General features: G+C 66.9%; 11 protein-coding genes. 3 read left to right on the plus strand and 8 right to left on the minus strand.

Going from position 1 to position 12,708, the window contains the following annotated elements:
- Window positions 1–74 precede the first annotated feature (74 nt).
- Window positions 75–1,463, plus strand: coding sequence for a CoA transferase (locus AAHK20_RS24885; RefSeq protein ID WP_449184163.1), 1,389 nt, complete (start codon window positions 75–77; stop codon window positions 1,461–1,463).
- Between the two features lie 335 nt (window positions 1,464–1,798).
- Window positions 1,799–2,278 carry a FapB/FapC family functional amyloid domain-containing protein gene (locus AAHK20_RS24890; RefSeq protein ID WP_449184164.1) on the plus strand — a complete coding sequence of 160 codons (480 nt, stop codon included), beginning with the start codon at window positions 1,799–1,801 and terminating at the stop codon, window positions 2,276–2,278.
- A 129-nt stretch (window positions 2,279–2,407) separates the two neighbouring features.
- Here AAHK20_RS24890 and AAHK20_RS24895 read toward each other — a convergent pair whose 3' ends face one another.
- Window positions 2,408–3,154 (minus strand): GntR family transcriptional regulator, encoded by a 747-nt coding sequence (locus tag AAHK20_RS24895; RefSeq protein WP_449184165.1) that lies wholly within the window; start codon window positions 3,152–3,154, stop codon window positions 2,408–2,410.
- A 188-nt stretch (window positions 3,155–3,342) separates the two neighbouring features.
- On the opposite strand from AAHK20_RS24895, the gene AAHK20_RS24900 reads away from it, so the two are divergent.
- Window positions 3,343–4,188, plus strand: coding sequence for an aldo/keto reductase (locus tag AAHK20_RS24900; protein WP_449184166.1), 846 nt, complete (start codon window positions 3,343–3,345; stop codon window positions 4,186–4,188).
- A 62-nt stretch (window positions 4,189–4,250) separates the two neighbouring features.
- On the opposite strand, the gene AAHK20_RS24905 is transcribed toward AAHK20_RS24900, so the two are convergent.
- The 7 genes from AAHK20_RS24905 to AAHK20_RS24935 all read right to left on the minus strand — a co-directional run bounded on the left by AAHK20_RS24905 (window position 4,251) and on the right by AAHK20_RS24935 (window position 12,688).
- Window positions 4,251–4,691, minus strand: coding sequence for a hypothetical protein (locus AAHK20_RS24905; protein ID WP_449184167.1), 441 nt, complete (start codon window positions 4,689–4,691; stop codon window positions 4,251–4,253).
- 247 nt (window positions 4,692–4,938) lie between these two features.
- Entirely contained in the window at window positions 4,939–5,775 is an 837-nt protein-coding gene (locus tag AAHK20_RS24910; protein ID WP_449184168.1) for a hypothetical protein, read from the minus strand.
- A gap of 461 nt (window positions 5,776–6,236) precedes the next feature.
- Window positions 6,237–8,339 (minus strand): dipeptide ABC transporter ATP-binding protein, encoded by a 2,103-nt coding sequence (locus tag AAHK20_RS24915; RefSeq protein ID WP_449184169.1) that lies wholly within the window; start codon window positions 8,337–8,339, stop codon window positions 6,237–6,239.
- Window positions 8,336–9,199: an ABC transporter permease gene (locus AAHK20_RS24920; RefSeq protein ID WP_449184170.1), complete on the minus strand. Its 864-nt coding sequence runs from the start codon at window positions 9,197–9,199 to the stop codon at window positions 8,336–8,338. Before AAHK20_RS24920 ends, AAHK20_RS24915 begins: the two co-directional genes overlap by 4 nt.
- Window positions 9,196–10,206, minus strand: coding sequence for an ABC transporter permease (locus tag AAHK20_RS24925; RefSeq protein ID WP_449184171.1), 1,011 nt, complete (start codon window positions 10,204–10,206; stop codon window positions 9,196–9,198). The genes AAHK20_RS24920 and AAHK20_RS24925 overlap by 4 nt, the downstream gene beginning before the upstream one ends.
- Before the next feature lie 56 nt (window positions 10,207–10,262).
- Window positions 10,263–11,939 carry an ABC transporter substrate-binding protein gene (locus AAHK20_RS24930; protein WP_449184172.1) on the minus strand — a complete coding sequence of 559 codons (1,677 nt, stop codon included), beginning with the start codon at window positions 11,937–11,939 and terminating at the stop codon, window positions 10,263–10,265.
- A gap of 260 nt (window positions 11,940–12,199) precedes the next feature.
- Window positions 12,200–12,688, minus strand: coding sequence for a cupin domain-containing protein (locus tag AAHK20_RS24935; protein ID WP_449184173.1), 489 nt, complete (start codon window positions 12,686–12,688; stop codon window positions 12,200–12,202).
- Window positions 12,689–12,708 lie beyond the last annotated feature (20 nt).

The raw sequence follows: 12,708 nt of genomic DNA on the forward strand, positions 1-12,708 counted from the left end.
TCGCGACTGGGGTGGATTCTAGACTCGTCTCAACTTCTCAGCCACCGCTGTTCAGACACAGCCTCTCGCCGATCATGACTCCGCTCATCGCTCTGGAACACCTCTGGTCGGTCGCCGAATGCGATCCTGCCGCGCTCGAATCGATCGCCTTCGATGGCAATGACCCGGGGCTGCCTTCGGTCCACCGCGTCGGCACGCTCGCGTCGGCGACGATCGGCGCGATGGCGCTTGCCGCGGCCGAATGCTTTCGTCTGCGCTCCGGGCGTCGGCAGCGCGTCGAAGTCGAGATGCGCCGCGCGCTCGCGTCGTTTCGCAGCGAACGGTATTTACGCGTGGATGACGGGCCGGCGCCGGAGTTGCGCGCTCCGCTCACCGGCTTCTACGAGACGCGCGACGGGCGCTGGATTCAGCTGCACACGAATTTCGAGCATCACCGCGACGGTGTGCTCAAGGTGCTCGGCTGTGCGAACGACCGTGACGCCGTGGTCGAAGCGATTCGCGGCTGGAACGGCGCGACGCTCGACCAGACGCTCGCGGACGCGGGGCTGTGCGCCGCGTTGATCCGCACGCCGCGCGAGTGGGCGGCGCTGGAGCAGGCGGCGGCGATCGCCACTTTGCCGCTCTTTCAGATCGAACGGATCGGCGACGCGCCGCCCGAACCGGTGGGCATCGGCGCCGAGCGGCCGCTTCACGGGACGCGCGTGCTGGACCTCTCGCGCATCATCGCCGGGCCGGTGGCGGGGCGCGCGCTCGCGCAGCACGGCGCCGAGGTGCTGCTCGTGAACGGCCCGCATCTGCCGAACATCCCGCCGCTCGTCATCGACAACGGGCGCGGCAAGCGCTCGGCCACGGTCGATCTGCGCGACGCAGAGGGCCGCGCGACGCTGCAAGCGCTGGCCGCCAAGGCCGACGTGTTCCTCCAGTCGTACCGGCCGGGGGCACTGGCCGCACGCGGCTTCGCACCGGAAGACATGGTGCGTCTGCGGCCGGGCATCGTCTACGTGTCGATTTGCGCATACGGGCACACGGGACCGTGGGCCAACCGGCGCGGCTTCGACAGCCTCGTGCAGTCGGCGAGCGGAATCGCCTGGAACGAGACGCACGCGGCGCAAGCGGCGAGCCCGCAGCATCTGCCGTGTCAGGCGCTCGATCACGCCACCGGCTATCTCGCCGCGTTCGGCGCGATGGTCGCGCTTGCGCGGCGCGCGACCGAAGGCGGCAGCTGGCACGTGCGGCTCTCGCTCGCGCAAACCGGGCGCTGGCTCCAATCGCTGGGTCAGATCGAAGGCGGCCGGCGCGCGCCGGAGGTCACGCTCGACGACGTGCGCGATTGCCTCGAGACCGTCGAATCGCCGTTCGGCAGGGTGCTCGGGACTTCGCCCGCCGAATCGCTCTCCGAAACACCGCCGTTCTTCGGCCGCGCGCCGGTGCCGATCGGGACCGACGAGGCGCGCTGGCTCTAGCGTCTGTTATTGGTGTTTAGAACAGGCGCCAGAAAATGCTCGCCGCGATTTGTCGGTGCTGATTGATGCTCGAACGGCGGCGCGTAGCGAGACTCTGGCGGCTGGCGGGGGCGGTGTCGGACCTGCCGGGCTCGTGCGCGCGGCGTATCATTTTTTTATAAGAAAAGCGGACCGGCGCAAACGTCGCTGCAGCAGGTTTTGCGGCCGTTCCGGCCGTTTCCGCTTGATCGCGCGCAAGTTGGCTGAATTTGACGGTACGTCATCCTCAACTTTTTCCGCGGGCGGTCGTTAAACCTGCGTAGCTAGGTCCAATCCGGAGTCGTCAGGAGCTACGCATGAAAATCCATCCCTTGACTGCCGCCGTGTGCTCGTTCGCCATGGCCGTGTTGCCCGCGCTCGCGGCGGGGCAGGCGTCCTCGTCCGATCCGGATCTGAATGCCGTCTTCGGCTCCGTCAAGCTGACGTCGACGCAGACGATCGGCGGTTCGGCCAGCATCGGCCCGTCGTCCTCCTCCACCAAGGGTGCCGCGTTCGACGCCTCGATCGGCGCCGACGCGATGAAAAACGTGAGCGGCAACGTCGGCGTGAATGTCGCGGCCGGCGCGCTCAACGTGCAGGCCAATCAAATCGCGCTCATCGACACCCCGGCGGCCGATGTCTCGTCGAGCCAGACGGTGGCGGCCGCCGTGCATCTTTCCGGCAGCGGCAGTGCGGCACTCGGGTCAGGCGCGCTCACGGGCGTGTCGGGCAATGTGGGCGTGAATCTCACCGCTGGCGTGGGCAACGCGCAATACAACGGTTTCATCATTCACTGACCATGACATGATCGGATACTTCTGGTCGTTCACTGCCTGGTTGACCGCGGGCCTTATCTACGGCGCGCCGTGCGTGGCCCTGATCGTGAGGCAGCGCGCGTCGGCGCGCGTGCGCCGGCGCCATCGCGCCTACTTGCGCAGTTCCGCGACGAAGTCGTAATAGTCGTTGCGGCAGTAAGTGTCGGTGAGTTCGATCGCGCGTTGCTCGGCCGTGTAGCCGACGCGAGTGATCAGCAGGAGCGCGTCGTGCGGCGCAATGCCCATCTGATGCGCGATTTCGTCGCTCGCGTTGACCGCGCGAAAATGCTGCAACGCGCGCACGATCGCGAGCCCGCGATGTTCGAGGTAGGTGTAAAGCGAATCGCCGATCGCCTGCGGATCGGGCACCACCGACGACGGCAGCGTCGAATTCTCGACCGCCATCACGATGCCGTTGGCGAGGCGCAAGCGTTTCAAACGCGTGACCGCCGCCGCCGGCGACAGTCCCAGTTGAATCACTTCCTCCCGATTGGCCGGTTGAATTTCGCGCGAGATCCATTTCGAACTCGGCGTGAAACCGCGCCGCCGCAGCATTTCGCTGAAGCTGGACAGGCGCGACAGCGGATCGTCGTAGCGCGGCGTGATGAAGCTGCCCGCGCCTTGCGTGCGGCGAATGAGCCCCTGTTCGACCAAGAGCGCGATCGCCTTGCGCGCCGTGATGCGCGAGACGCCGAGCGCCTCCGACAGCACGCGCTCGGACGGCAGCGCCTCGCCCGCGTTCCAGCGGTTTTCGTGGATCGCGTTGCCGAGCTTGCGGGCGAGTTGCAGATAAAGCGGTGTGTCGTTGTCCGGGTCCGGGCGCAGGTCGCGCCAGCGGTCTTCCGTGGTTGAGGTCATGAAGTGAACGCGGCGAAGGGCAAGCGGCAATTTTATGTCATTGGCGCGCGGCGTTATAGCGGGGTTTTGCCAATCGTTACGATCGACGCATCGGCGAGGGGCTAAACTCGGCGGCATCCATCGCACGAATCTTGCACGCCTTGATTGTGCGCGCCTGGTTCGCGCGTACCCACCGCTAAGGAGATGTCATGACCGCTGACCCAGCCTACGTCAGCTTGCCCGACGGCGAGCGCATCGCGAAGCTCGGACAGGGCACCTGGGAAATGGGCGAGCGCGCTTCGCGCCGTGCGTCGGAAATTGCCGCCTTGCGTGAGGGCGTCGAGCTCGGCATGACCGTGATCGATACCGCCGAAATGTATGGCGAAGGCGCGACGGAGACGCTCGTCGGCGAGGCGCTTGCGGGCCTGCGCGAGCAAGTGTTCCTCGTGAGCAAGGTCTATCCGCACAACGCGAGCCGGCGTGGCGTCGTCGCGGCTTGCGAGGCGAGCTTGAAGCGCCTGAAGACCGACCGGCTCGACCTGTACCTGCTGCACTGGCGCGGCGGCGTGCCGCTCGCGGAGACGATCGAGGGCTTCGAGGCGTTGAAGGGCGCGGGCAAGATCCGCCATTGGGGCGTGAGCAATTTCGACACCGACGACATGGAAGAACTCGTCTCGGCGCGCGGCGGGCCAGCGTGCGCGACGAACCAGATTCTCTACAACGTCGCACGGCGCGGACCGGAATTCGATCTGTTGCCGTGGCTCGAAGCGAACCGGATGCCGGCGATGGCCTACAGCCCGGTCGACCACGCGCGCCTGCCCAAACGCACGCCGCTCGACGAGATCGCGCAGGCGCGCGGCGTGTCGGTGGTGAATATCGCGCTGGCTTGGGTGCTCGCTCAGCCGAACGTGTCTGCGATACCGAAGGCCGGCAGCGTCGAGCATGTGCGCGAGAATCGACGCGCACTCGATCTGCGCTTCACCGCGGACGAAGTCGCGGCGATCGACGCCTATTTCAAGCCGCCGCGCGGCAAGCGTCCACTCGAAATGCTCTGATCGCAACGGCGCGCGCGACGTGACATGCGTCGCGTGCGCGCTCTCGTGTCATGAATGGCCGGTCAATTGCACGCGTGATGCATATGGACCGAGCCGAGCACGGCGACTTCGGCGGGCGTGCGTTTGAGCGAATCTTCATCGACTTGGTGGGTATCGGCGACGAATTCGTCGACGATCGACGCGACCGGCGTGCCGGAGAGGCACAGTGCGACGTGCTGTACGGCCTCATTGGGCACCGCTGCGCGCTGGCCGAGAAACAGCACGCCGTACTGATAGCCGTGGATGATCCCGCGCACGGCGCCCACGCATTGGCCTTGGGCGACGTTGTCGGTTTTTTGCTGGCAGAGCTGGGAGAGCGCGTAGGCCGAGAACGAGGGATCGGTGTGCGGCGCTTCGAGTGCGGCCGTTTGCTGGGCATGCGCTTGAGAAGTCAGCGCGAGCGCCGCGGCGGCGAGCAGGGCGCTGGCGGCGCGTGTCGCCTGGGTGGAGAAGTTTCGCTTCATTTTGATCTCGTCTTCTCGAATGTCGAATTCGATAGAGGAGTTCGCGCCCGTTTGGTTCCTGCCTGCGGGTTCGTTAGCGCACGGATATCCGTGCAAGATGCGTAGACGCGTTCCGCATTCGAGCTCCGCGCCTCGGGCGGTGACGTTCGACCGGGGGATCGAACCGTCACCGCCAAAGGACGCTCGGAAGCGCTTGGCTGGGGTTGATGTGCCGGGTGCGATGGCGTCGAGATGCCGTCGCTGGAATCTAGTGTCCCTTGCCGCCCGAACCGTGTCCGCCGGAGCCGCCGCCGAAACCCCCGCCGAACCCGCCACCAAAGCCGCCGCCAAATCCTCCTCCGAAGCCGCCCATGCCGCCGGGGCCGCCAGGACCGCTCGGGCCGCCGCTGCTGCCGCAGCCGCAACCGCTGCTGCCGCCGCCCTTGCTACCGCCGCCGTTGCTACCGCCGCCGTTGCTGCCACCGCCGTTGCTGCCACCGCCGTTGCTGCCACCGCCGTTGCTGCCACCGCCGTTACTACCGCCGCCGTTACTACCGCCGCCGTTGCTACCACCGCCGTTGCTGCCACCACCGTTGCTGCCACCACCGTTGCTGCCACCACCGCCGCTATTACCACCGCTGTTATTCCCACCGCCATTGCCCCCACCACCGCCATTACCGCTTGCACTTGCACTTGCGCTCCCAACACCACCTTTACCGCCCGAACCCGTCCCGCTGCTCGACGTGCCCGCCGGATCGCCCCCACCCGAGCCTCTCGAACCGCCCGCGCCGTTCGCGGCAAGACCGCCGCCTCCGCCCGCGTGCTCGTTGCACGCGCCGCGGTTCGGATCGTCCCGGCAAGTCCTGACGAGGAAGACCGAGGACACATCGTCGACGCTCGCCGCCGCCGTGACGAGCTGACCGTTCGGCGCCGCTGCAGCCGGCTCCGTTGTGTCCGCGGCATCGACGAGCCACTCCGGAATCACGTCGCCGGAAGTCGTCGCGGGCGCGCCGTTCGCTATCTGCATGACCGCGAGGCCGGCCGTCAGCACCACGGCCCCGCGCGTCATTGAGTAGCAATACTGAATAAATGATCTTGTTTTCATGACGCATCTCCCGAGGAAACGGTCAGTCGCTCGTTGTTGCCTTACCGTTTGGCCATTCGCGCGCGCACGGCTCGCGTGACCGCGAAGCAGGCGGTCCTCGGACCGATGGTGCAAAGCACGCGCACGCGTCCGAGCCGTGATGCAAACGGTGGATGTGGCGCCCGCGCGGCCGGTGTTTTGTCGACTGCCCGTCGGTCGAGACGCTATGCGTCAGCGCGATCGGCGGCCCGTCCGTATGCGTCTTCTTTAGCGATAAGCGTGCCATTGAGCCGAAACCCCCACCGCATCTACGGCGGACGCTACGTGCTTGGTGCCGACTCGAGTGAAATCCGTGAAAACGTTTCGGGTGTGAAACGGACGGGAGAATTTGCGCCGCTTCGCGTTACCTCGGTGATTGCGCGGCACGACGCCTGCCAGCCGATGCGAACCTATAGCGCGGGGGCGGCGCGAAAGCGGTGGCCTTACGCGCGCTGCGGTTTGCGTTGCAATTCGCGAAGTTCGTCGATTGGGATATGGCAGCGAATACGATGCTCGCCGCCCGCGTCGACGAACGGCGGGTCTTGCTGCTCACAGATCGCACCGAGCTTGCGCGGGCAGCGCGTCTGGAACATGCAACCCGAAGGCGGTTCCGCCGGGCTCGGCAAATCGCCGGAAAGGCGAATGCGCGCGACTGTGCTGCCGTCGCCGTCGAGCGTCGGCACCGATGAGAGCAGCGCCTCGGTGTACGGATGGTGAGGGCCGTCGAACACCGCGCTCGCCGGACCGATTTCCATCAGGCGGCCGACGTACAGCACCGCGATCCGGTCGGAAACATAGCGGACGACATGCAAGTCATGCGAAATGAACACGTAGCTCACGCCGCGCTCGCGCTGCAAGTCGGCGAGCAGATTCAGAATCGCCGCTTGCACGGAGACGTCGAGCGCCGAGGTCGGCTCGTCGCACACCACGACGCGCGGGTCGCCCGCGAACGCGCGCGCGATCGCGACACGCTGTTTGAGGCCGCCGGACAACTGCCGCGTGCGCACGCCGAGATAGCGTTCGGGCAGGCGCACCGCGGCGGTCAGCGCGGCGAGCCGCGCGTCGTGCGCGGGGCCGCGCAGCGCGCCGAGTTTCGACAGCGCGCGCCCGATCAATCGCTTCACCGAATGCGCGCGATTGAGCGCGGAATCCGGGTTCTGAAACACGATCTGCAGCGACTTCACCTGATCGTCGTTGCGTCCCGTCACGCGCGGCGGCAACGGCGTGCCGTCGAGTTCGAGCACGCCGCCGACATCGGGAGCGACGAGACCGAGCAGCAATTTCGCGAGCGTGGTCTTGCCGCTGCCCGATTCGCCGACGAGGCCGAGCGTCTCGCCGGCGGCGAGATCGAGCGAGACGTCGTCGACAGCGCGCAGCGGGCCACCCGAAGCGTGGAAGGTCTTCGACAGATGCGCCGCGCGCAGCGCGAGCGGGCTGCCGTTCATTTTCGCGGCCGCAATCGTGGGGCTTGCACCGTTGCCGGCGGCAACGCTCACTACGCGCGGCAAGTCGATCGCACGCTCGTGGTAATGGCAGCGCGACATCTGATCGCCGTGCGCGGCGTTCACGCGATAGGGTGGCGGCGCTTCGCGCCGGCAGCGCTCGTCGGCGAGCCGGCAGCGTTCCGCGTACACGCAGCCCTGCGTGACGGACCCCGGCAACGGCAGGCTGCCCGCGATGGTGTCGAGCCGGTCGATGTCCTTGCTGCGTCCCGGGCTCGGCAGGCAGCGCAAGAGGCCCACGGTGTACGGATGGCGCGGGCGCTCGAACACGTCTTGCGTCACGCCTTCTTCGACGAGCTTGCCCGCGTACAACACGCCGACGCGGTCGCACATGCGCCCGATCACCGCGAGGTTGTGGCTGATGAAGAGCACCGCCGTGCCGAGTTCGCTGCGCAGTTGCGCGACGAGATCGAGCACTTCCGCTTCGACGGTGGCGTCGAGCCCGGTGGTCGGCTCGTCGAGAATCAGGAGCGCGGGGTTCGAAGCGAGCGCCATCGCGATCACGACGCGCTGCTGCATGCCGCCCGACAGTTGATGAGGATAGCTATCCATCACGCGCTCGGGCGCCGCGATGCGCACGCGCCGCAGCATCTCGAGCGTGCGCTCGAGCGCTTCGGCGCGCGTCGCGCCTGCCGCTTCGAACGCTTCGGCGACTTGCCGCGCAATCGTCATCGATGGATTCAATGCGCGCGACGGGTCCTGATACACCATCGAGATCGCGTTCGCGCGCAGCCGCCGCAAGGCGTCGGTGTCGAGCGTCGCGATGTCTTGTCCCGCAATGGAAATGCGCCCGGCTTTGACCTTGCCGTTGCGCGGCAGATAGCGCAGCGTCGCCATCGCGACCGTCGACTTGCCGCAGCCCGATTCGCCGACGAGCCCATACGCCTCGCCGCGCCGCACGCGAAACGATACGTCCTGCAGCACTTCGCGATCGCGTCCACGCATCCGGTACGTGACGGTGAGACCGACGACCGTCAGCGCGTCGGCCTTGTCGCTCTTGGAAACTTCGAACGCCGGGAATTTGGCGGGCGGGGGACCATTCATCGGTCGAGCACTCCCTGGACGCTGTCGGCGATCAGGTTCACGCCGACCACGAGCGTCGCGATCGCGAGCGCGTCGAACACCACGGTCCACCACGCGCCGCCCGCCATCAGCGTGTATGACTCGGAGAGCGCGAGCCCCCAGTCGGCCGAAGGCGGCTGGATGCCGAAGCCGAGGAACGACAGCGTCGCGACCGCGAAGATCGCGTAGCCGAGCCGCACGTTCGCTTCGACGGCGATCGGCGGCAGCACGTTCGGCAGGATCTCCGCGAACATGATGTAGAGCGCGTTTTCTCCGCGCAATTGGGCGGCGGCCACGTAGTCGAGATGGCGCTCGGCGAGCACGGCGGCGCGCACGGTGCGCGCGGTGATCGGCGTGAACGTGATGCCGATCACGAGAATCACGGTCGCGTTCGAAGCGCCGACGGCCGCGAGCGCGAGCAGTGCGACGATCACGAGCGGCAGCGCGAGCAGGGCATCGATCGCGCGGCCGACAACGTTATCGACCCAGCCGCCGAAATAACCGACGAAGAGGCCGAGCGCGGTGCCCGCGAACGTGCCGAGCAGCGTGGCGAGCGGTGCGATCGTGAGGATGTCGCGCGCTCCGACGATCACGCGCGAGAAGACGTCGCGCCCGAGCTGGTCGGTGCCGAACCAGTGGACGTGGTCGGGCGGGGTCAGCGAATTGAGCGGATCGGATGCGTATGGATCAAGCGGCACGACGAGCGGGCCGATGAGCGCGCATAGCACCCAGAACGCGACGATCAGCACGCCGACGACGAAAGCCGGCGAGCGCAGCAGCACACGCAGCGTTTCGAGGTACGCATGCTTCGGCCGCGCGGCGATATCGATGGCGGTGCTCATTCGGCGCCCCTTACGCGAAGACGCGGATTCAGCGCGACATAGAGCGCATCGGCGGCGAGATTGGCGACCGTGTAGACGACGCCGATCGTCAGCACGCCCGCTTCGAGCATCGGAAAGTCCTTCGATTTCGCGGCGTTGTAGATCAGCGAGCCGATGCCTTGGTAGTGAAACAGCGTCTCGACCACGACGAGCCCGCCGATCATGTAGCCGAGCTGCGTCGCGGCGACGGTGATGGTCGGCAAGAGCGCATTGCGCAGCACGTGCCGCATGATGACGACGCGCTGCGGCAGGCCCTTCAGGATCGCGGTGCGCGTGTAGTCGGCGTCGAGCGCTTCGACGGTGCCCGCGCGCGCCATGCGTGCGATATAGCCGAAGAACACGAAGACGAGCGGCAGCACCGGCAGGATCAAATGCTTGAGCTGTTCGAAGAATCCTGCGCCGGCGGGGTAGTCGGCTTCGATCGGCAGCCAGTCGAGCCAGATGCCGAACACGAGGATCAGCACGATCGACGACACGAACTCGGGCACCACGGTGGCCGACAGCCCCGTGATGCTGATCGCGCGGTCGAGCCAGCGTCCGGCGTGCATCGCGGCCCACACGCCGCCCGCGATGCCGAGCGGCACGACGACGATGAACGCGAGCGCGCCGAGCTTCGCCGAGTTGCCGACCGCGCTGGCGATGAACGGCGCGACGGGCGCACGGAACGCGTACGACATGCCCATGTCGCCCTGCACGAAGTGCGTGATCCATTCGACGTACTGCACGAGGAGCGGCCGGTCGACGCCGAGCTGATGATCGAGCGCGGCGACTGCGCGCGCGTCGGCGAGCGGGCCGAGAATGGCCCGGCCGACGTCGCCGGGCAGAAGCTGGCCGCCCGCGAACACGATCACCGAGAGCAGCCACAGCGTGACGAGCGACAACGCGAACCGCGTCGCGAGAAAGCGTGCGACGCGGGCCGCATTGCCATTTGCGACTCGCCGTTGAGGAGAAGTGACCGTGGTCGACATCGTGGGTTCGTGAATGGCTCGCTTGAATGCCGCGCGTTACGTCGCGCGGCGCCGTGTTAAGCCGTGAGCGTCGCGCGATCGAAGTACAACTGCTGGAGCGCCGAAAAGCGCACGCCGTTGACCGTCTTGCGCGTCGCAATCAGCTGATCGAAGAAGTACGGGATCACGACGGGCGTCTCGTCGAGCAAGAGCGTCTGGATCTGGCCGGAGATCTTCTTCTGCTGCGCGATGCCGAGCGCGCCGACGAATTGCGTGACGAGCGCGTCGTACTGCGGGTTCTTGAAGTGCGCCGCGTTCCATGTGCCGCTGGAGGTGAGCGGCGCGCTCAGGAACACGTTCGGCACGCCGCGGTGGCCGTAGTCGGTGATGCCGACGGGCGAGTCGAGCCAGTCCGATTTGCCGGGCGTGCCCGCGCCGTAGTAAAGCTCCTGGCTCTCGACCTTGAGCGATAGGTTCACGCCGATCGCTTTCGCCGCGTTTTGGGTGACGACCGCCAGATCGGGAATCTCCATGAACTTCTCGGTGGTGAGCGAGACTTCGAAGCCGTTCGGGTGTCCCGCTTGCGCGAGCAATTGCTTGGCCTTCGCGATGTCGAGCTTGCGCTGCGGGATCGCGGTGTCCGTCGAGGGGAAGACGGGGGCGAACGGGCTGTCGTTGCCGAGCGCCGCGCGGCCGTGGAAGAGCCCGCGCACCATCACTTCGCGATTGATCGCGAGCGCGAGCGCCTGCCGTACGCGCTTGTCGGTGAACGGCGCGATATCGTTGCGCATGTGAACCTGCCGATGCGCGCTCGACTTCACGCCTACCACCTTGAAATCGGGATTGTTCACGATGCCGGCGCCGCCCTGAATCGTGAAGGCGACCATCACGTCGGCCTGCCGGCCCTGAAGCGCGAGGATCTGCGCTTGCTGGTCCGCGTAGAACGAAAACTGTACGCGCTCCGGCAACGCTTTTTCGCCCCAGTAGTCGGGGTTGCGCACGAACGAGGCGCCGACCTTCGGCGTGTACTTCTCGAGCTTGAACGGGCCGGTGCCGATGAAGGTCGCTTCGTAGTTGCCGCTGAAGTTCGCCGGCAGCATCACGGCGTTGTAATTGTCGGAGGAAACGTAGTACGGGAAGTTGCCGTTGGGCGCGTCGAGATGGAACGCGACCGTGTGATCGTCGACGACCTGCGTGCCGCCCTTCGACAGCACGCCCTTGAACACCGACAGCGCCGCCGAGCCGCTCGCCGGATCGGCGAGGCGGTCGAAGGTGGCCGCGACGTCTTTCGCCGTGAACGGCTGGCCGTCGTGGAACTTGACGTTCTGGCGCAGCTTGAAGGTCCACACGTCGCCCTTGTCGTTCGGCTGCCACGACAACGCAAGCGAGGGCTTGAGCGCCAAGTGCTCGCTGTCGTCGTCGACCAGGAACTCGCCCGTCTGGGTCAGGAGTCCGGCGCCCGAGGCGTCCGACACCGTCAGCGGGTTGATTGCGCCGGCCGGCATCAACTGCGCGACGCGGATCGTCGCGTTGGCGCCGGCCGAGCCTTGTGCGCGCGCGCTGCGCGGCACGAGGAGGGCGCCGCCGCCGACAGCGACCAGCAAGCCTGAAAGGCCCATGATGCTGGCGTGACGCAGCAGTTCGCGGCGCGTCACGCGGCCCGCGAGATATTCGTCGATGGCGTGATTGCCCAATTCGCCGGCGTCGCGGCGGGCGGCTTCGAGAGCCAAGCGGAGGTCCGCAGGAGTCTTCATCGATGAGTTTTCCGTTTCGTGGAGGGGCGCGCCTCCTGGGGCGCGTTTGAGACGAGCGGTACTGCGATGATGAATGCGGTTTTAGTGTAAGCGATTGGGCTCGTTTGCGGCGCGTTCGTGCGTGCCGCGGACGGCCCTCAGGGCGGGAAGCCCGTCGATTTGTGTCATGCCGACAACGGCGCGTTGGCCGCGCGCCGCTGCGGCGCAAAAGCCGCTGCTATGGCTGCGCCGTCGGGCGGCGAGCAAGCGGCGTTCCCGCTTCAATCATCGTGAGGATGCTTGTGGATCGGATCGACCCAATAGACGGTCTCGGGCGATTCGACGGCATCGATATTCAGGTTCACGACGACCGCCTCGTTGTCGCTGCGCACGAGCACGCATTCGAGTGGATCGTCGGTGCTCGCGTTGATCTCCTGGTGCGGCACGTAGGGCGGCACGAAGATGAAGTCGCCTGGGCCCGCTTCGGCCGTGAATTCGAGGTGCTCGCCCCAGCGCATGCGCGCATGGCCGCGCACGACGTAGATCACGCTCTCGAGCGCGCCATGGTGATGCGCGCCCGTCTTCGCGTTCGGATGGATCGTGACCGTGCCGGCCCAGATCTTCTGGGCCCCGACGCGCGCCGCGTTGATCGCCGCCGCGCGGTTCATGCCGGGCGTCTGCGCCGTGTTGGTGTCGAGCTGGTCGCCGCGGATCACTTTCACGCCGTGCTCGCGCCAGTCCACGTGGGCGTGCTCGGGTTGATCGCTCATGACGTCTCCTGGTTTCGCTT

It is taken from the genome of Trinickia camelliae (assembly GCF_053525655.1).